Here is an 18969-nt window from a genome sequence, read left to right as displayed (position 1 = left end):
CCTCTTTTTACAGTTAAATCTTACCGTTAAAAGCCTTTTGGTAGATGTTAAGTATTTTTTGTTCCGTTAGTTTATTTGGTGTATTCAATAGTAACCGATCTATCTTGGATGCTTCTACTGCAAGCTGTGGTAAGTCCTGTTCTTTTATGCCTAACTCTTGTAAAGATATTGGTAAGTCTAGGTCATGTAACAAGTGATATAAATAATTTACCACCGCACCTTGGGCCTCAAATGGACGATTACTGTAGTCGCCAATTCCAATTAGGGTTGCAATATCAACCATTTCAGCCATACATGTTTTTCCTATCACATCAAAAACATACGGCATTAACAAGGCATTTGCAACCCCATGTTCAATATGATACTTCCCTCCTAAAGGATATGAAAGCGCATGTACTGCCCCTACTCCAGCATTTGCTAATGATACACCTGCAAGATGACTTACCCAACTCATTCCTATTCTCGCTTCTAAGTCATTTCCATGATGAACTGCTTTTGTAATATAGTTTGGAAATAGCTTCATTGCTTTTTCAGCATAAATTTTTGTTAACGGTGTTGCTTTTACAGCTATATAGGATTCTATTGCATGGGTAAAAGCATCGACTCCTGATGCTGCAGTAACCTTAGGTGGACAGGACAAAGTTAATGATGGATCAACAATTGCAAGTGTAGGAAGAAGTGCTGGACTTACAAGTCCCCTCTTTACCTCCCGTTCTTCATCTGCGAAAATAGCGTTCATGGTGACCTCTGCACCTGTTCCTGAAGTTGTCGGAAGTAAGATACATGGTATCCCTCTAGTTTCTATAACCTTAGTTCCAGATATGTAGTCAGTATCAACTTCAATGGGAATTAATGCAGCAGTCGTTTTTGCCACATCCATGGCACTACCTCCACCAATTCCAATGATTAAATCACATTCCTCTTGCTTTAGATGGTCAATTGTATTTCTTAATAATGAAAAAGAAGGTTCACCCTGAATATCCGTAAAAGTTGCAATCGGTACAGCTAGTGATTCTAATAGGTTTTTAATTTTATCTACTACTCCAGCTTTCTCTAAACCTTTGTCACTAATCAGACCAATTTTCCTTGCACCAATTCTCCTTACTTCATCTGGTAAACTTTTATGTGCTCCTACACCAAATCTTACATTTTCAGGCATTTTAAAATCATGATACATGGTCATTATAAATCTCTCCCTTATTCCTTATTATGTATTTACCAAACAGTCCAACCACCATCAACAAACACCGTTTGCCCCGTTACCATGTCTGAAGCGGAAGAACTTAAAAATAAAAGAGCACCGTATAGATCATCTGTTTTTGCAAGTCTACCTAACGGAATTCGGCTCAGTACTTCCTCTTTAAAACTTTGATCCTCAAACATTGGAGCAGTCATAGGCGTATCAATAAACGTAGGGGCAATTGAATTTACATTAATCTGATGCTTTGCCCATTCAATCGCAAGTGAGCGTGTCAACTGCATTACTCCACCCTTGCTTGAACAATATGAAACTCGGTTAAAATACCCTACCTGGGCCATCTGGGATGAGATAAAGATAATTTTTCCTTTTTCCCCTAATTTCATATATTTACCTGCTTCCTTCGAACAAAAAAAGGCGCTTTTCAGATTTAAATCAAGAACCGCATCCCAATCCTTTTCAGATATTTCTTCAGGCGGTTTCGCAATATTTGTACCTGCATTGTTAATCAAAACATCAATATGGCCATATTGACTATGAATCTTAGACATGACATCAGGAATTAATTCCACTTTCGTAATATCGCAAGGAGCATACATCGCTGTGTAACCAAGCTCCCTCATTTCATTTGACAAAAGCTCTAGCTTCTCCCTATTCCTTGCGATTAAAGCTACCTTTGCCCCCATTTTTGCAAATAACAATGCCATATCCTTTCCAATTCCTTGACTAGCTCCTGTTATGACAACTACCTTATCTTTTATTCCAAAGATACTCTCTAAATTCATATCACACCTCACTCATTATTTATAAATAAGAAAAAGGAGATTTGCATCCCCTTATCCTTCGTCATTTACTATCACATTTTTGCCTCTCCATTTTAAGAAAATTGGAATTGAGATCCATAGAAGAGCAATAATTAAGAATATAAGTGATAGTGGTCTAGTAAAGAAAATACTATAATCTCCGTTTGAAATCGTTAATGCTCTTCTAAAGTTATTTTCAATCATTGGCCACAATACGAGTCCTAAAACCAATGGCGCAATTGGGTAATCATTTTTCGTAAAATAGTAGCCCGCAACACCACAAACAATTAATAACATTAGATCAAATACAGTTACCTGAACTGCATACACACCAAAAATGGAGATGACCACAATTAATGGTATTAAATATTTTGGTGGGGTTGAAATAATCTTTGCAAATACCTTTACCAATGGAAGATTCAACATCAAAAGCATTAAGTTTCCGACTAACATACTAGCAATTAATCCCCATGCAACTTGCGGATGATCCTCGAATAATAGTGGTCCTGGATTTACATTGTACATAATCAACGCACCCATCAACACTGCAGTTGTACCCGAACCAGGAATACCTAGTGTTAGTAAAGGTATCATGGCTCCACCAGCAGCCGCATTATTGGCAGCCTCCGGGCCAGCTACCCCTTCAATTGCACCTTTTCCAAACTTCTCTGGGTTTTTACTAACCTTTTTCTCCGCAATATAGGCCATAAATGAAGCGAGTGTTGCTCCAGAACCAGGTAGAATCCCCATGAAGAAACCTAAAATAGAACCACGGGCGATTGGAGCAGCACTATCTTTAAATTCTTGTTTAGTAGGTAGGAGTTTATTAATCTTACTTATTTCCCCTGAATTGACATCATTGTGTAAAATGGTTTTAAAGACTTCTCCTAATGCAAAGAGTCCAACCGCTACAGTCAAAAATTCAAGTCCTGAATACAATTGCGGAAAACCAAATGTAAAACGAGATACACCAGAAACCACATCTATACCAATCGATGCGATCATTAGACCAAAGACAGTCATCATCAACGACTTTGTGACCGATGTTCCGGACAAACCACTAATTGCACAAAGGCCTAATATCATTAACGAAAAATAATCAGATGGCCCAAATTTAAGTGCCATGCTCGATAATGGCTGAGCCAAAAAAATAAGTCCAACGAGAGCAACAACTCCTGCCACAAAGGAGCCAATGGCTGCAATTGAGAGGGCGGCACCTGCCCTACCTTGCTTGGCCATCTGGTATCCATCAAGGGTTGTAACTACTGAGGATGATTCTCCTGGAGTATTGATCAAAATCGATGTTGTTGACCCACCGTACATAGCTCCATAATATACACCCGCTAGTAAAATAATTGAGCTAGTCGCCGCTGCGCTCGGATCTAGTCCACTAGTCAACATAGCTGTTACAGGAATTAATAAAGCTACACCACTAATTGGACCAATACCAGGAAGGACGCCAACAGCTGTACCAATTAGAACACCAATGAATGCAAATATTAAATTTCGAGCCGTAAAGGCTATTGCAAATCCTTCACCTAAGTATTGTAATACTTCCACTTTTTAACCCCCTCACATACTTAGCCATACTGGGAAGCTTGGCAATGTTCCTTTCATCACAACTACATACATGTAATAGACAACGGCAGGCACTGCTGCTGCAATAATAATTGAGTTTACAAACTTCCCTTTTTGCATTACTTGAAACCCAACGAGCAAGAATAAAAACGTACTAATCACATAGCCGATAGGTTCAAGTAATAACGCATATAAAATCGTTGAAACAAGCATAATTAGGAAGCGTTTATAATGGACTTTTTCCTTTTCTTGTTCAGGGTATTTTTTTCGAAATGTTTCGTAAATATTGCGGATACATAATAAAATGAGGATAACTCCTAGCGCAGATGGTAAGACACCTGGTCCAATGGCACTACCAAAGGAACTTTCATTTATTCTTTGGCCTTCAAAAATAAAAAAGCCACCAACTGCAATTAAAGCAATACTTAAATATCGATCAAATGCCTTAGTCAACATCTTCACCTCCAAGAAATAATGAAAGAAGGGCTTAGCCCTTCTTTTCAATTAGACTAAAACGCTACTAATTAACTACTTTGCCATACCTAGCTTCTTATAAAGCTCTAAATAATCTGTTTCTTCTTTCTCAAGGGCTGCAAGGAAATCATCTGCATTCATATACCCGTTTTGTACGCCCATTTTTGCAAGTTCAGCATTCCACTCTTCACTTTCACTTAAGGCTTTTAATTTTTCTTCCCAATATGCCTTGGCCTCGTCAGACATATCCTTCGGTCCAAAAATACCACGCCAGTTTGCAACTTCAACGTCAAATCCTTGCTCCTTATATGTAACAAGGTCTGCAAAATCCCCTGTCATACGTTCTGGTGCTGCTACACCTAACACCTTTATCTTTCCAGCTTTTAGGTACTCAGCAACTCCGGAAACATCTGTAGTTAGTGCATCCGCATGCCCACCAACAAGAGCTGTCATTGCTTCTCCACCACCGTCATATGCTGTATATTTCACTTGATTTCCATCAATGCCCTGACTTTCTGCAAGAAGAATTGAATTTAAATGATCGAGTGTTCCAGGAGCTCCACCACCAGCAATTGTAATGCTAGTAGGATCTGCTTTAATTGCATCAAAGAATGATTTTAAATCATTGAATTCTGAATCTGCATTAACCGCAATTACAGGATAATCAACTTGTAAGCGAGCTAATGGAGTCATATCTCTGAACGAGTATGGTGCTGTTCCATCCTTCTTAATATAATTTAGAACGATAGGTGTTGAAGGTAGAAGAAGCTTAAAATCATTTCCAGCTTCCTTTTGAATGAATTCGGTCATCCCAAGAACTTGACCTCCACCTGGCTGATTCTCAACACTAATAGATTGTTCAATTAGTCCAGTATCTGCTGAAACCTTAGCTAATGTTCTAGCAGCTGTATCTAATCCCCCGCCAGCTCCTGCAGGTGCAATGATTGTAATCATCTTATCAGGATACCCACTTGCTTCCTTCTTTGGTTCCGAATCTTTTTTTCCCTCTGAGGACGATGTACTACTACCTCCACCACTACAAGCTGCTAAACTAAATGCTAGAGTTCCAACTGCAAGAAGCCCAACTAGTTTCTTTCCTAACTTCATTTGATCCCCTCCGTTTTTTTGATAGCGTTTTCTTTTCTATATTTATAAATTTAAGATAATTCCGACAAGAAATAAAATACACTCTTCTTATCTAATACCATAACTAATAATTATGCCTATTTCTTCCTATGGAAAATATTGTTTAAATTTCTTAGACCCTACGTTTTTATTTCTCTTATTCGAATAACTGTTATAAAATATAAGTTCAGTATCCTAATGAATGGAGAAACAAATATGAGAGGTATATTTGAAAAGATAATGCCGTATATAAAACGACTCTGGGAATCTATTAAACGTTTTTGGCGAGAGAAGCATCTAACTAAAATTTTATTACTGATTGTATTGGTGTTTATCTTAGTGTCTATGCTCTTCTTTGCCTTTATGGCTAGTCAGGCAAACGTTCAATCGCTGAAAGACGGTTTGCGTCAAGCCACTGTTATTTATGATAAAGATGGTGAAGTAGCAACCAATATTTCGACGAATCGAACTGAGGGTGTCTCGGTAGAAGAACTTCCTGAGCATGTGAAAAATGCGGTTATCGCAATAGAAGATGAGCGCTTCTATTCCCATAATGGTTTTGATATTAAAGGAATCACGCGCGCCTTTTTTAATAATATATTTGCTGGAAGAATTACAGGTGGAGGTAGTACGATTACTCAACAGCTTACAAAAAATGCGCTTCTCTCCCCTGAACAAACCTATAAACGGAAAATCGAAGAACTCTTTTTAGCATTGGAAATTGAAAAGCATTATACCAAGGACGAGATTTTACAAATGTATTTAAATCAAGTCTTCTTCGGAAATGGTTCATGGGGAATTAGCCAAGCTTCGAAAAAGTATTTTAATACGGAAATTGAAAATGTATCAATCAGTGAGGCTGCAATGCTTGCTGGAATTCTCCAAGCACCATCAGCTTTAAATCCTTATAAAAATTATGATGGTGCGATTAAGCGAAGAAATACAGTTCTGTTAAAAATGCATGAGTTAAAGATGATTTCTGATGATGAATATGCACAAGCGAAACATGAAGAAATCAAGCTTGAGGATGGCGGCGGAAGCTATATAGAAAGAAGCTATCCTTATTATGTAGATGCTGTGCTAGATGAAGCCATAAAGAAATATGGGTTGACGCAAGAGGAGATTCTGACTCGTGGGTATCGCTTCTATACTGAGATGAATCAAGACGTTCAATCTGCCCTTGAAGCTGTTTATAAAAAGGACTATCTTTTCCCTAAAGGCAGGGATGTTCTTGTGCAAAGTGGTGCTGTAATGTTACATCCTAAGACTGGAGGTGTGCTTGGTTTAGTCGGAGGCCGTGGTGAACATGTATTCCGTGGTTTTAATCGAGCGACTCATTTGCAGGCACAACCAGGGTCAACATTAAAGCCATTAGCAGTATATACTCCTGCACTAGAAGAAGGGTATGAAGTCACTTCCGTATTAGTTGATGAGTTAAAAACATATGGAGATTACACACCTGAAAACTTCTCAAGATTGTACCAAGGTGAAGTGAAGATGTATGAAGCTCTTGAGCACTCGTTAAATGCACCGACTGTTTGGTTGTTAGACCAAATTGGACTTAATAAAGGACTTGATTCTTTACGAAGATTTGGTATTCCCTTTTCAGAAGAAGATAAGTATCTTGGAATTGGACTTGGTGGTATGCATAAAGGGACTTCACCTTTACAACTAGCGGAGGCCTATTCAGTTTTTGCAAATGATGGCAAACGACCGGAAGGACATCTAATCTCAAAAATAGTAGGACCAACCGGTAATGTCATTGCAGAACATAAACATAAAACAACCAAGGTTACATCGAAACAAGTGGCAAACGATATGACTTCTATGCTACTAAACGTTGTTGAAACGGGTTCAGGTAAAGGAACAAAAATCCCTGGAGTTGACCTAGCCGGAAAAACGGGTTCAACCCAGCTCCCTTATAAAGATATTAATGGAACAAAGGATCAATGGTTTGTTGGATATACACCTAATTTCGTCGGTGCCGTTTGGATGGGCTATGACAAAACGGACAAAACACATTATATACGTGGTAGTAGCTCTGATTATATTGTTCCTTTATTTAAAGCAATGATGGACGAAGTGCTTCCTACAATGGAAGTCGACTCCTTTGATGTCGTTTCTGTAAATGCGAAGCTTTCGGGACAAGAGGACCGAAAAACGATCACAAAGGAAGAAATTAAAGAGCAAGCTGAAAAAATCGAAGAAACCTTAAAAGAAGAAAGTGCCAAATGGAAGATAGTATTGGAAGAGGCAAAAAAAGACATTAAGAATGTCAGCGAAAAGGTTGAAAATAAGCTTAGAGACCTACTAGGAAACTGATATATAAACTTGAAAGAGTATTGGGAGACCGATACTCTTTTTTTGTCTCTGCTACGGCTGGAGTGCTATCATCAACCAAATGACATATGCGAAATTTTCTAAAAAGTGTGATTAAATCCACAACTTTCTGAAACACACTTTGGTACACTAATACTATCAAATAATTGGGGGTATCATTGTTGAGTATTCGGGGTCTTTCTATCTTATCTATTCTTGTAGCCTATTTTCTAGTTGTGTTTGGTGGTTATGTCGCTTCATCTCAATCAGGTATGGGTTGTGGGCCAGATTGGCCATTATGTAATGGTGTATTAATTCCTGTATTAGAAGGTGAAACACTTATTGAATATGCACATCGTGTAATCGGTGCTCTGCTTTTTATTCTTTCTGCCATTTTATTTTTTAGAGTTAAGCGAACAGAAACAGAAAATCATGTAAAAACAATAGCAAATTGGATGATCCTTCTCCTTATCCTTCAGGTTATTCTTGGTGCGATTGTAGTTGTTCTTGATTTGCCAGCAATTGTTGTGACCACCCACCTACTTATTGCTATGGCCTATTTTACATGCTTGCTATTTATATGGAAAAGCCAATCAATTTCAACAGTCAGCGTAAGTAATGCAACAGTCTTACAAAAGCACTATTTCATCCTTATTTTACTACTAACTTTCACCATAGGTTTTGGTGCGTATATTAAGCATCAGTCGTATGGATTAGCATGTGAATGGTTATCTTGTTCTAACTCTTTCATACCAATAAGTAAAGCTCAGATTCTACAATCCCTACATCGCTTCTTTGCGTTTGCATCAGCTATTTACATACTTATTCTGACTTATTTTGCATTTATAAATAAATGGAGCACAAGCATTCAGTTACGACTTATGCTAACTTCACTAACCGTATTTTTACAAATTATAGCAGGCATTTTCACGATCAATACCGCATTATCTGTTCCTTGGGCAGTTATTCATCTAGCAATTGGAACCGCCCTTTTTGGAATTATTGTAGAATCATGGATTACCCTACGCTTTTCCCATACGTCAATAAAGGTAACGAATTGGAGAAGCGCTAAATATACAAAGTAAAACACAAAAAGCCCTTTATTTAGGGCTTTTTTCGATTACTTCTAAAAAATGTTTTAAGATTCCGGCTGTTAAGCCCCAAATGACACGGTCTTCATAATAATAAAAGCATTCGTCCATGCCTCTTACCTGCCATTTATAATTTTCCCCTCCAATAATATCGTTAAAAGGAAAGTTTTCTTCGGGCTCTACATGAAATTTCACCTTAAATATCTGTGGAGGATTTGACTGAAAGAACGACAATGGAACCGAAAATACTTCTCCAACTTCTGCTGGATTCGGATGAATCTCCTCAGGATTATTTATCACACCTACAAATGGATAAATAATCGTACCAAAAGGTGATACAAAATAATCTAGTGGACTTACATTTGTAATATCACTTTCTTTTAATCCTAGTTCCTCCATCGTTTCCCTAATTGCTGTATGCCGTTCATCTCTATCTGTTGGGTCCATTTTTCCACCTGGAAAGCATATCTCACCTGGCTGCCTTCTTAATTGATTTGAACGGACCTCAAAAAGGATATGAACGTCATTATCTTTTTTAATTAAAGGAAGAAGAATGGAAAAGCGCTTAAAATCCCCACGGCCTAATAGAGAGGGAGTACGTTCCTTAACTACATTGACAATTTTATCGATTTCCATAGTTCACCTCGAAACCTTATTTACTGTTTCAAACCTTTAAAAGCTTTAATAAAATCAATTGGGTCTTCTTTAATATTATAGGAGAATACTCCTTGGTTTGTGTGGAGATATAAAAAGCTGGCTCTGTAGGAAACATCATATACATGATCTAGATGAAATTCGTTTGCAGAAGAAAGGATTCGGTCCTTAAACAATCGCAACTGATGCTGGTTTTCAATATACTTTTGCACATTCCACTCTATTTTTCTTTGTATAGTAACATACGGATGAGATGCAATAATTTTCACAATTCTCCCCTTTCTTTTCCTATATTGTACCAGAATTGTGTATTTGAAAAAACCACAGTGGTTATACACACTGTGGTTTTAATAATTATTGTTGTTGTACTAATTCTTTTTCAAGGGCTTGTAAACGTTCTGCTACTTCTTCCTCAGTTAACCCGTTCTCTTCTACATAACGGTTGCGTGGGTGAACGCGACATTCATGTGTACAACCTCTTAGATATTTATGCTCATTTTCTTCAGAACAAAGTATTTGTTCATTACATTCTGGGTTTGCACAGTTTACATATCGTTCACATGGTTCCCCAGTAAAATGATCTTTTCCTACAATCACATGCTCTTTTTGGTTTACCGGAACAGCAATTCTTTCATCGAATACATAAAGCTGGCCGTCCCATAGTTCACCTTGTACCTCAGGGTCTTTACCGTAAGTTGCAATTCCTCCATGAAGCTGGCCAACATCCTCGAAGCCTTCTCTTACTAACCAACCAGAGAATTTTTCACAACGAATACCGCCAGTACAGTACGTTAGAATCTTTTTTCCTTCTAGCATGTCTTTGTTTTCACGTACCCATTGTGGTAAATCACGGAAAGTTTCTACATCTGGTCTAATTGCGCCTCTAAAATGTCCTAAATCATATTCATAAGTATTTCTTGCATCTAGGATAATTGTATTTTGATCTTGCATTTTTTCATAAAAGTCTTTTGGACTTAAATATTTTCCTGTTAATTCAAGTGGGTTGATATCATCCTCAAGGCTTAAGTTGACAAGCTCAGGACGAGGTCTAACATGCATTTTCTTAAACGCATGGCCATCTGCTTCATCAATTTTATAAACCATTGTTGCGAAGCGAGGATCTTTTCTCATTTCTTCCATATACTTGTCAGTTTGTTCAATTGTACCAGAGACCGTTCCATTCATTCCTTCTGTCGCTACTAAAATACGACCTTTTAGACCGATTTCTTTACAGAAAGCAAGATGCTCTGCTGCAAATTCTGATGGATTTTCAATTGTTACATATTGATAGTAGAGTAATACTCGATAAGGTTTTGTTTCTGTCATTATTTTCGACCGCCTATCATTAATATTTGCAAGATATGAATGTGTTTAGGATCGAATTACACTTTTCTCTTACAATAGTGTATTGTATCAAATTATTTATTACTAAATCAACGTTTTATACCTTCCTTATATTGTAAAGTCGATTTTTTATAGCAATAATATATCTATTTTTATCAATTGATATATAATAAGTTTGTCAAACTTTATAGATGGGGGTTTCAAACATGAGTTTACCAAAAGCATTAACGATTGCAGGTTCTGATAGTAGTGGTGGAGCTGGTCTCCAAGCTGACATAAAAACCTTCCAAGAACATGGAGTTTACGGAATGTCTGCCTTAACTGTAATTGTTGCGATGGACCCGCATAATCGTTGGAATCACCAAGTGTTTCCGGTTGATCACGATATCATCAAGGCACAATTAACAACAATCCTTGATGGCATTGGTGTCGATGCGGCAAAGACTGGTATGCTTCCTACTGTCGATATTATTGAAATTACTGCAGATGCGGCTAAAAAACATAATCTTCAAAAATTTGTAGTGGATCCTGTAATGGTTTGTAAGGGAGAAGATGAAGTTCTGTTCCCAGATCATGCCGTTGCTCTTAGAGAAATACTGACTCCACTTGCAACAGTCATTACTCCAAATTTATTTGAAGCAGGTCAATTAAGTGGAATCGGTTCTATTACAACTGTTGACCAAATGAAAGAAGCTGCTGTGAAGATACATGACCTTGGTGCGAAATATGTACTCGTAAAAGGTGGCGGAAAGCTAAAACATGATAAAGCAGTAGATGTATTATATGATGGAAAAGATATAGAGGTCCTTGAAAGCGACCGTTTTGAAACAACATTTACTCACGGCGCTGGTTGCACATCTTCAGCTGCTATCGCAGCAGGACTTGCAAAAGGATTAGAAGTGAAGGAAGCCATATATGAAGCGAAGAAATTCATTACAGCCGCCATTCGTCACTCTTTCCAACTAAATGAATATGTTGGTCCAACCAATCATGCTGCACGACGACTTTATGGAGATAAGTAATTCCCTAAAACAGCTGTAGACAAGCTCTACAGCTTTTCTAATTCGTAGGCAATGGGAAAAGCGTAAGGCGCCCGTCTATCGGTGACAAGCATAACACGAGCGCTGACTGAAGGTGTTTTTTACCTTCCGAAGCGATTGGCTTATGACCTCGAACCGATGGCGCCTGAAGCTGGACATCCTGAAAACCTGCCTAGACGAAATTTATATATGATGGTAATATTGTGAATATCATAGAATAATAGATACGCAATCATATATTCCCACATGTAAAAAGCCATAGGTAAGGAGTGTGTAATATGCCTAGGATTAACAAAGATATTGTTAAATTTTTACGCAAAAAAAACAACATGACTCAACGTGATTTCGCTAAAGCTGTAAATTGTAGTTTTGCACTTATTGCCCTTGTCGAAGTTGGCAAACGTAGAATTACGAATAATCTTGAAACAAAAATCAAAGAGTCTTTCAACCTAGACGATCAACAAATTTCATCCCTTGGCACCATCGTACAGGAGATCGCAAAGGGTGTACATCCGTATATGTAAAAACAAATGCTCAAGTGCCTTGCTCAGCCCCGACAAGCACAAGCCAATCCATCTAGAAGGTTGCTCTTTGACCTTCTAGATGGATTGGCTTGTGACCTCGAGGGGCTAGGCGATTGAGCTAGACGTAGAACAAAAAAAAGCAATTGGACGTTCATGCTCCAATTGCTTTTTTACTGTAGGTTTGAGAATCCATATTCCTCTAAAAGAGCTATGGATTCAGCGCTCAATAAATATTCATAAAATAATATTGCTTCACTTAAATGCTCTGATGATTTTATGACGCCGACTGGATATATAATCTCTGAATGATACTTTTTATCCACACTCATCACAATCTGAATCTGGTCTGAAAATTGGGCATCTGTTTTGTAGACAAACCCCGCATCTACATTTTCAGTTTCAACATATGTAAGGACTTGCCGAACATCTTTTGAGAGCACTAACTTATTTTCGATTTCATTCCACATATCCATGCTTTCAATTGCTTCCTTCGCATATTTCCCTGCAGGAACAGATTCTGGTATTCCGATTGATATCCGTTCAGCCTTTGTTTTCAAATCTTCTATTTCCGTAATCTGCTTTACGTTTTCTTTTGGAGCAATTAACACAATCTCATTTCCAATTAGATTTTTCTGGAGTTTTTCGCCAATAAGTCCCTCATCAACTAGTACATCGAACTTTTCTATGGAAGCCGATAAAAATAGATCAACCGGAGCTCCTTGAGAGATTTGTTGTGCAAGTGAACCTGATGAGCCAAAATTAAAGGCGATATTAATTGTAGGATGTTCCTTTTCAAAATTGTTCTTTAATTCCTGTAAAACATTCTGCATACTTGTAGCAGCAGAAACCGTTAATTCTACCTCTTTAGTAGACTCTTGATCGGTACCTTGAGGCCCACAGCCATATAAAAAAAGAGCAAGAAAGAGTAAAAGGATAAATTTATACATAAAAAAACACCTTCCCTTAGCTAGTATAGCTAAAAGAAAGGTGTTTTGAAAATAGTCATTTTTTATAGGTTCAATAATTCAACGTGCTTGCCGATGTGTTTTACAAGGGCTTGACGGTATTCGTCTTCATTATCATTCAATGTACCGAAGAATTCATCCTTAAAGATGAAGTTTCCGTTTTCATCTTTTGCAGTTAACAATAATCCGTAAGTTACATGGATTACTTGTCTTGCTGCGTCATTGTTCATATATTCAGGAAGGTTTTCATCAGAAACTGTATCAAGTGGAACGATTGTGTTCATATCTGGTGTAATATGGTAATACTTAAGTGCTTCATTTAAATGTTCTAGTGCATATGCATGCATTCTTCTATAAAGACCAGGATTTACCTTTGCAATTACACGTACAGCTTCAAGCCAGTTTGTGCCAGCTGTTTTAACATGAAGAACTCCATTTGTATACTTCGCGATAATTGGGAACGCTGTAAATTTATCACTTCCAGAGTGGATACTTAATTTGTATTCAAAGTATTCAGCGATTAGCGCGTGTTCACTTAATTCTTTTTCGAATTGTTCAATATCACCGATATAATCAATTCCTTTTTGGAATTCACCACAGAATCTTGGAGCAAGACTAGTTACTGTTACGCCACGTTTTTGTAATTCATTTGCTACAAAGAAATGCGCTGCTGGAGATGTAACTGTTTCAGTTTCATCAATTGAAATTTCAAAATCAATGTCACGGTCTGCTTTTTCGATATATGTTTCATGGACATGGACCATATAGTCTAAAGCTTTTCCGTATAACAATACAAATTTCTTTAATGTATTTTCATCAAATCCGATTCCAAGACCTTTTACGTCAAATTCTTTATTTAAATATAGCTCATTATAGTGATTCTTCGTTTCTTCAGGAAGGCTATCAAATTCAGCACTGATTTCCTCTACTGTTAAGCCCTCAACTCGGTTTTGGATATGGTCTGAACAATCTAATGTTAGCATTGACATACCAAGTGATAATGCCATTTTAATGTCTTCTTCTTCTTTTAAGTGGTCGCCATCTGCACCAAATCCACCTGTATAACCTTCTTGGAAAACAGCAAAGCTTGCTGCATCAATTACATCATTCATTGTACGATTCGTTAATGTTAATTCGCGAATACTTTGTTGAGCGAGGATTGGCTTTACATTATGGTCACGAACAGTTTCAATATGTCCTGGTGAAGCTAGACCTAAGCGATCACCTAAACCCATTGTTGCAACTTTTGTACCGAATGCTTTTGGAACAGTATATTCAAAATAACGATTTAATACTAAACGATTTTCATGTGTTAGTGGACAAGCCTTCCCATTATCAGTAATTAATGTACCATTTAATTCTTCAAATAAAGCGCCTTCTCCTGATGCAAGAATCCATTTTTGCTGTTGGTCTCTTACCATGACAAGGCTTACATTATCATGATGAGTTAAAGATTTTTCATAAACCTTAACTTCTCCCGAATTTTCGAAAACGTTTCCGTTTTTTAATGCTTCAACTAGTTGCTTCATATGTTCCATGGATATAGCCTCCTAATTAAATTGCCTTCTATTAAAATAATATCGTAATATACTAATATTGCAATGAAAAAATCACTGTTTTTTGAATAAAATGTTAAAAACTTTTTCTATGTTTTCTGTTCTTTGGGTATTTACAATTACACCCATTACCACATCTGGATCATCGATTGCTTCGTTAAATAGTGGCAAAGCTTGTGCATCGATTCCAGTAACCTGATTTTTAGAATCATAATACATAAATTCTTTACCAACTGGTAGTTCTTTATCTACTAATTTTTCTAGGCTATAAAAATATTGTTCCTCATTCATAATCTCGAACTGTTCTTTGTCAATGAACAAAACATCGAGTTCTCCAGTAGATATTTCTCCGGTTACTCGTTGTAAAGCGGCCATGACAACATTTAAATCTGCAGCATCTGGTGCATATGGGATTACCTGTATCGATACTTCATGCGTTTTTCTTTCTTCTTCTGATAGAATTCCTTCATTTAGCTTTTTTTGGATATTTTCAATTTCATTTGAATCTACCAAATCTCCTAGAACAAGAATCGAAAGTGCAGAATCCTTTTTGGGCGAATAGTCGTTTACTAGAAAGATAGCGACAATAACTACAATAAGAAAAGCAAATAGATAATATCTATAGTACTCCCAAATATACTTGGCTTTTTCAGCTGTACTCATAGATGCAAATAATTCTTTGACCTTTCCTTTATCTCTCAAAGCCCTTTCATCCCTTCTGATGTGTATATGAGGGAAATATACTACATATCATCCCATACTAAGCATTTTCGTATTTTTCATGTAAAAATGCAATACTATCATCTATAAAAGGTTCGGTTGTACTTTCTAGAAGAAATTGGATATAAGGTTTTTTAGGTTTAATCAGTTCCATGACTAAGTCGTAGTTTAATAGCCCTTTACCAGGAGGAGCAAACTTCAACTTGCCATCCTCAATAACAAAATCTTTACAATGAACAATGATAATACGATCGCCAAATAGTTCGATAGCCTCTTTGAAAATTTCATCTTGATAAACGTAATTTTCAACAGTTAATAAATTTACCGGGTCAAAGATAATTTGTAAATTATTTGAATTTACTTCATCCAATAACCTTTTTAAGAGCATTGGGTTGTAAACAGGATGGTTAACTCCTGCTTCTATCCCTACAATAACTCCAAATTTTTCTGCTTCATTTACAAGTTCTTTCACACTTTCAACAACATCTAAAAAAGGTTTCTCTCGGAAATTATCTACAGTAAATCCCATTTTCGCATGGACATTTCCTGTTTCAGTTCCAACAACACTACAGCCAAAATCTTTTGCGTAACGGATATGCTCCTTGAAGCGGTCTAATGCTTTTTGACGTTCTTGTTGGTCTGGGTGAATCATATTAATGTAGCAGCCTAATACTGCGATTTGGATGTTCATTTGTTGAAAAGCATTACCTATATTCTTAGCAAGACCAGGTGAAAGACTTCCTAAACTCGTGTTTAGTTCTGGAAATGATTTTGCTAAGGCCAATTGAACAGAAGATAACCCTTTATCTTTTACTGTTTGTACAAGTTCATCTAAGGAGCTTGCCTTTACATCATGGGCGCGAATACCTAGATTGATCACATGAACACCTCACTTTAATCCTTTAGATAGATCGCTAAATCTGGGATTGTTTTTTTAATTTCTTTGGCAATAATTTCGGCAATTTTATTTGCCCCATCCTCTCGAAAATGCGTATCATCACTAATTCCATCAGGATAGTTTCGATGTTCACCCGGCTCAAACCATATAAAAAGATTTTTACATTCTTCAGGACCTAAAGATTCATATAAGTTCTTCGAATCATTCCATAAATCGATGAGGGATACATGTTTTTCCTTTGCAAGGGCGATCATCGCTTCCGGATATTCTCCTAAACTATTCATTATTTTTCCGTTTTCGTCGAAGGTTCTTCGATGCATCGAAGTTACTAAAATCGGGATGGCCTTTTTCGCTCTTGCGCCTTCGATATATTGACTCAAATAGTCTTGGTAGGTTGAATAAGGTTCTGTTCTTCGATGATCCTGTTTTTGATCGTTATGCCCAAATTGAATAAAGAGGTAATCATTTGGTTGTATTTCGTTTAGGATTGCTTCCAACCTCTTTTCATCAATAAAACTTTTTGAACTTCGACCACCAATTGCGAAATTGTGAATGATAACATTTTCATAAAAAAACTGGTTGATTACCTGTCCCCATCCTGCACGTGGTTCTTCGTTAGGTGGACAATCAGACACTGTTGAATCTCCGGCAATATATATATGAACGTTTTTCATTGAAACACCTTCAATTCGTCTATTTACTAAAACTTGGTTCTCTCTCATTTGATTTTACTTCGTCTTTCCCATTTACTTTTTCTTCAATTCTTGCAAATACTTTTAGCGCAAGCCACATAATAAAATAGGCTAGTATACTTACACTAAGAAAAGGTATGAGAGATGGGACATAAGTAAATCCAATATAAAGTAGGATAATCCCTAATACCATCGCAAAAGTAACGAGTGGGTAGGATAGACCGTACATGACGGCATTTTTCAAATACGATTTTATATTCCCATTAAAATGTACATAGATAGGGAATATATATAGTAGAATTACGATGTAAACTGAACAAATTGCTATTAGTGCGTACCTCACCACGATAAAAAACATGCTTGTGGTTGGAAGAAATACAAGATCGACATATAAGATATATCCAGCTATGAACAGGGTAAGCCCTAGGAGGTTGGATTTTAAAAATTCTTTTTTATATACGCTCCAAAATGTTGAAAAAACAGGGATATCTTCATCTCCCATAATCCACTTTCGAGTTACTGCAAAAAGCGCTACAGTTGCAGGTACAAACCCTGCAACACCTAGTCCCATTATTGTAAATAGAAGCCATAACATATTTAGATAAATCAAACGTGATATTGCCCCACACCAACGGTAAAATGGACTGTCCAATCCTCCTAGCATATGTCTTTCCCCTTTCTATTGTTTATCTTATAGTTGTCCTTGATAACTTTTTAGTAATTCTTCAATGGAAATTGGTTTCTTCTCTTCGACTGATTTCCAAACCGCTTCTCCAAGTGCGATTGAGTAAGCCCCAGCTTCGGCACCTGCTAGTATTTCATATTGGCGTCTTGGATCAATGCCTTGATAAAGATCATGAATTAGCACTGGATCTCCACCGCCATGACCACCAGCAGTTTGGACAACATGAATAATTTCTTTTGAGCCAAATAAAGGATAGTAATCAATTGTTTGCTCAGGCACTTCGAAAGGTACCCGACTTGGTGCATGAAATTCTTGTGTTTCAATTCTTCCCTTTGTACCATTGATGGCTAAGCGATAGCCTTCAAATGGTGTAGAGAAGTTAATAGAATAGCTTAATAGAGCACCTTTGTTGTATTTTACACTAGCCGTATACGTATCCTCAATATTTATCTCGGAATCAAAGATACATGCATCTGGTCGATAATCCGTATATTTATTTTCTTTTTTATCCCCCATGTTTAAGTGATCATCTTCAATTGCTTCCGAAAATTCACGAGGATTCCATCTTAGATAATAATCACATTTATCTTTTACATGGCACGTACCACAATATCGGTTATCTGTAGTTGGGTCTGGGTTAAGCTCTCCATTTGGCCCATAATATTGTAAGGCTCCATGTGCAAAAACCTCTTCTGGATATTGATCAATCCACCAATTTACAAGATCAAAATGATGTGTTGATTTATGGATTGAAAGTCCACCAGAAAGTTCCCTTTTCCGATTCCAGCGTTTAAAATAGCTCGCCCCGTGATATGTGTCGATATACCAATTCAAGTCAACCGAAGTCACTCTTCCTATTTTACCTTCTAAAACGAGTTCTTTGATCTTTCGATGGTATGGACTATAGCGATAATTAAATGCTACAGTCACTTTACCTTTACTATTTTGTTCTGCCTCAATTACTCTTTTTGCATCTTTAGCGGTTGTAACCATTGGTTTTTCTGTGATGACATCAACATCATGTTCAAGTGCTTTTAAAATATAATCGATATGTGTGTTGTCACGGCTTACCACAATAATACAATCCGGTTTTGTCTCCTCAATCATTTGATCAATTTGATTTGGAAGGTAAGTCGGTGTTTGAGCTAATACAGGAAATTTCTCCTTGCATAATTCAAGACGATATTCATCGCTGTCTAGCAAACCAACAATCTCGCTTTGTTTTGCAAACTTTTCAACTAATGGTGGAATAAACATTTTAAGTGCTCTGTTACTCAATCCACAAACTGCATATTTTTTCATT

At 37.0% G+C, this 18969-nt stretch carries 19 protein-coding genes; 4 read left to right on the top strand and 15 right to left on the bottom strand.

What is annotated here, in order from left to right:
- Nucleotides 1-13 precede the first annotated feature (13 nt).
- The 5 genes from CKJ95_RS10810 to CKJ95_RS10790 form a co-directional block, all read right to left on the bottom strand.
- The gene (locus CKJ95_RS10810) at nt 14-1183 is read right to left on the bottom strand and encodes an iron-containing alcohol dehydrogenase (protein ID WP_099353426.1); all 1170 of its coding nucleotides are present in this window, start codon (nt 1181-1183) and stop codon (nt 14-16) included.
- A gap of 32 nt (nt 1184-1215) precedes the next feature.
- A complete protein-coding gene (locus CKJ95_RS10805; protein ID WP_099353425.1) occupies nt 1216-1983 on the bottom strand; it encodes an SDR family NAD(P)-dependent oxidoreductase in 768 nt (255 codons plus the stop codon).
- Nucleotides 1984-2034: 51 nt separating this feature from the next.
- Complete coding sequence (locus tag CKJ95_RS10800) at nt 2035-3561, bottom strand: tripartite tricarboxylate transporter permease (RefSeq protein ID WP_099353424.1); 1527 nt, start codon at nt 3559-3561, stop codon at nt 2035-2037.
- A 12-nt stretch (nt 3562-3573) separates the two neighbouring features.
- Nucleotides 3574-4035 (bottom strand): tripartite tricarboxylate transporter TctB family protein, encoded by a 462-nt coding sequence (locus CKJ95_RS10795; protein WP_257215764.1) that lies wholly within the window; start codon nt 4033-4035, stop codon nt 3574-3576.
- A gap of 72 nt (nt 4036-4107) precedes the next feature.
- On the bottom strand, nt 4108-5160 hold the full coding sequence (locus CKJ95_RS10790; protein ID WP_099353423.1) for a tripartite tricarboxylate transporter substrate binding protein: 1053 nt from the start codon (nt 5158-5160) through the stop codon (nt 4108-4110).
- A 258-nt stretch (nt 5161-5418) separates the two neighbouring features.
- Between CKJ95_RS10790 and CKJ95_RS10785 the strand changes: the two genes are divergently transcribed.
- Nucleotides 5419-7500 carry a transglycosylase domain-containing protein gene (locus CKJ95_RS10785; protein ID WP_180271477.1) on the top strand — a complete coding sequence of 694 codons (2082 nt, stop codon included), beginning with the start codon at nt 5419-5421 and terminating at the stop codon, nt 7498-7500.
- Between the two features lie 179 nt (nt 7501-7679).
- The gene (locus CKJ95_RS10780) at nt 7680-8582 is read left to right on the top strand and encodes a COX15/CtaA family protein (protein WP_099353421.1); all 903 of its coding nucleotides are present in this window, start codon (nt 7680-7682) and stop codon (nt 8580-8582) included.
- A gap of 15 nt (nt 8583-8597) precedes the next feature.
- Here the strand turns inward: CKJ95_RS10780 and CKJ95_RS10775 are convergent, their stop codons facing one another.
- From CKJ95_RS10775 to trhO, 3 genes are all read right to left on the bottom strand, one after another.
- A complete protein-coding gene (locus CKJ95_RS10775; RefSeq protein ID WP_099353420.1) occupies nt 8598-9224 on the bottom strand; it encodes an NUDIX hydrolase in 627 nt (208 codons plus the stop codon).
- 20 nt (nt 9225-9244) lie between these two features.
- Nucleotides 9245-9511: a hypothetical protein gene (locus CKJ95_RS10770; protein WP_099353419.1), complete on the bottom strand. Its 267-nt coding sequence runs from the start codon at nt 9509-9511 to the stop codon at nt 9245-9247.
- A gap of 85 nt (nt 9512-9596) precedes the next feature.
- Nucleotides 9597-10568 (bottom strand): oxygen-dependent tRNA uridine(34) hydroxylase TrhO, encoded by a 972-nt coding sequence (trhO, locus tag CKJ95_RS10765; protein ID WP_099353418.1) that lies wholly within the window; start codon nt 10566-10568, stop codon nt 9597-9599.
- A gap of 224 nt (nt 10569-10792) precedes the next feature.
- Between trhO and CKJ95_RS10760 the strand changes: the two genes are divergently transcribed.
- Both CKJ95_RS10760 and CKJ95_RS10755 read left to right on the top strand, forming a co-directional pair.
- Complete coding sequence (locus tag CKJ95_RS10760; RefSeq protein WP_099353417.1) at nt 10793-11608, top strand: bifunctional hydroxymethylpyrimidine kinase/phosphomethylpyrimidine kinase; 816 nt, start codon at nt 10793-10795, stop codon at nt 11606-11608.
- A gap of 296 nt (nt 11609-11904) precedes the next feature.
- Nucleotides 11905-12150, top strand: a complete 246-nt coding sequence (locus CKJ95_RS10755; protein ID WP_257215763.1) for a helix-turn-helix domain-containing protein — start codon at nt 11905-11907, stop codon at nt 12148-12150.
- A gap of 170 nt (nt 12151-12320) precedes the next feature.
- On the opposite strand, the gene modA is transcribed toward CKJ95_RS10755, so the two are convergent.
- From modA to CKJ95_RS10720, 7 genes are all read right to left on the bottom strand, one after another.
- Nucleotides 12321-13097, bottom strand: a complete 777-nt coding sequence (modA, locus tag CKJ95_RS10750; RefSeq protein ID WP_099353416.1) for a molybdate ABC transporter substrate-binding protein — start codon at nt 13095-13097, stop codon at nt 12321-12323.
- Nucleotides 13098-13159: 62 nt separating this feature from the next.
- Nucleotides 13160-14653: a tagaturonate epimerase family protein gene (locus tag CKJ95_RS10745; protein WP_099353415.1), complete on the bottom strand. Its 1494-nt coding sequence runs from the start codon at nt 14651-14653 to the stop codon at nt 13160-13162.
- A 72-nt stretch (nt 14654-14725) separates the two neighbouring features.
- Nucleotides 14726-15373, bottom strand: a complete 648-nt coding sequence (locus CKJ95_RS10740) for a hypothetical protein (protein ID WP_099353414.1) — start codon at nt 15371-15373, stop codon at nt 14726-14728.
- Between the two features lie 58 nt (nt 15374-15431).
- The gene (locus CKJ95_RS10735) at nt 15432-16268 is read right to left on the bottom strand and encodes a sugar phosphate isomerase/epimerase family protein (protein WP_099353483.1); all 837 of its coding nucleotides are present in this window, start codon (nt 16266-16268) and stop codon (nt 15432-15434) included.
- A 17-nt stretch (nt 16269-16285) separates the two neighbouring features.
- Complete coding sequence (locus CKJ95_RS10730) at nt 16286-16963, bottom strand: rhamnogalacturonan acetylesterase (RefSeq protein ID WP_099353482.1); 678 nt, start codon at nt 16961-16963, stop codon at nt 16286-16288.
- 19 nt (nt 16964-16982) lie between these two features.
- The gene (locus CKJ95_RS10725) at nt 16983-17645 is read right to left on the bottom strand and encodes a YesL family protein (protein WP_099353413.1); all 663 of its coding nucleotides are present in this window, start codon (nt 17643-17645) and stop codon (nt 16983-16985) included.
- Nucleotides 17646-17672: 27 nt separating this feature from the next.
- Nucleotides 17673-18968 carry a Gfo/Idh/MocA family protein gene (locus CKJ95_RS10720; RefSeq protein WP_099353412.1) on the bottom strand — a complete coding sequence of 432 codons (1296 nt, stop codon included), beginning with the start codon at nt 18966-18968 and terminating at the stop codon, nt 17673-17675.
- Nucleotide 18969 lies beyond the last annotated feature (1 nt).

Origin of the sequence: Fredinandcohnia onubensis (assembly GCF_002734285.1) — a bacterium.
GTDB lineage: Bacteria > Bacillota > Bacilli > Bacillales > Bacillaceae_L > Ferdinandcohnia > Ferdinandcohnia onubensis_A.
The sequence above is the reverse complement of the archived record's forward strand: the minus strand, read 5'-3'. Positions and strand labels throughout refer to the sequence as shown.

Excerpts from the sequence above, each read along its gene's own strand:
- modA (WP_099353416.1), bottom strand. The coding sequence starts at position 13,097 with ATGTATAAATTTATCCTTTTACTCTTTCTTGCTCTTTTTTTATATGGC.
- CKJ95_RS10775 (WP_099353420.1), bottom strand. The coding sequence starts at position 9,224 with ATGGAAATCGATAAAATTGTCAATGTAGTTAAGGAACGTACTCCCTCT.
- CKJ95_RS10805 (WP_099353425.1), bottom strand. The coding sequence starts at position 1,983 with ATGAATTTAGAGAGTATCTTTGGAATAAAAGATAAGGTAGTTGTCATA.
- CKJ95_RS10730 (WP_099353482.1), bottom strand. The coding sequence starts at position 16,963 with ATGAAAAACGTTCATATATATATTGCCGGAGATTCAACAGTGTCTGAT.
- CKJ95_RS10760 (WP_099353417.1), top strand. The coding sequence starts at position 10,793 with ATGAGTTTACCAAAAGCATTAACGATTGCAGGTTCTGATAGTAGTGGT.
- trhO (WP_099353418.1), bottom strand. The coding sequence starts at position 10,568 with ATGACAGAAACAAAACCTTATCGAGTATTACTCTACTATCAATATGTA.
- CKJ95_RS10790 (WP_099353423.1), bottom strand. The coding sequence starts at position 5,160 with ATGAAGTTAGGAAAGAAACTAGTTGGGCTTCTTGCAGTTGGAACTCTA.
- CKJ95_RS10720 (WP_099353412.1), bottom strand. The coding sequence starts at position 18,968 with ATGAAAAAATATGCAGTTTGTGGATTGAGTAACAGAGCACTTAAAATG.
- CKJ95_RS10810 (WP_099353426.1), bottom strand. The coding sequence starts at position 1,183 with ATGACCATGTATCATGATTTTAAAATGCCTGAAAATGTAAGATTTGGT.
- CKJ95_RS10785 (WP_180271477.1), top strand. The coding sequence starts at position 5,419 with ATGCCGTATATAAAACGACTCTGGGAATCTATTAAACGTTTTTGGCGA.
- CKJ95_RS10795 (WP_257215764.1), bottom strand. The coding sequence starts at position 4,035 with ATGTTGACTAAGGCATTTGATCGATATTTAAGTATTGCTTTAATTGCA.
- CKJ95_RS10725 (WP_099353413.1), bottom strand. The coding sequence starts at position 17,645 with ATGCTAGGAGGATTGGACAGTCCATTTTACCGTTGGTGTGGGGCAATA.
- CKJ95_RS10755 (WP_257215763.1), top strand. The coding sequence starts at position 11,905 with ATGCCTAGGATTAACAAAGATATTGTTAAATTTTTACGCAAAAAAAAC.
- CKJ95_RS10745 (WP_099353415.1), bottom strand. The coding sequence starts at position 14,653 with ATGGAACATATGAAGCAACTAGTTGAAGCATTAAAAAACGGAAACGTT.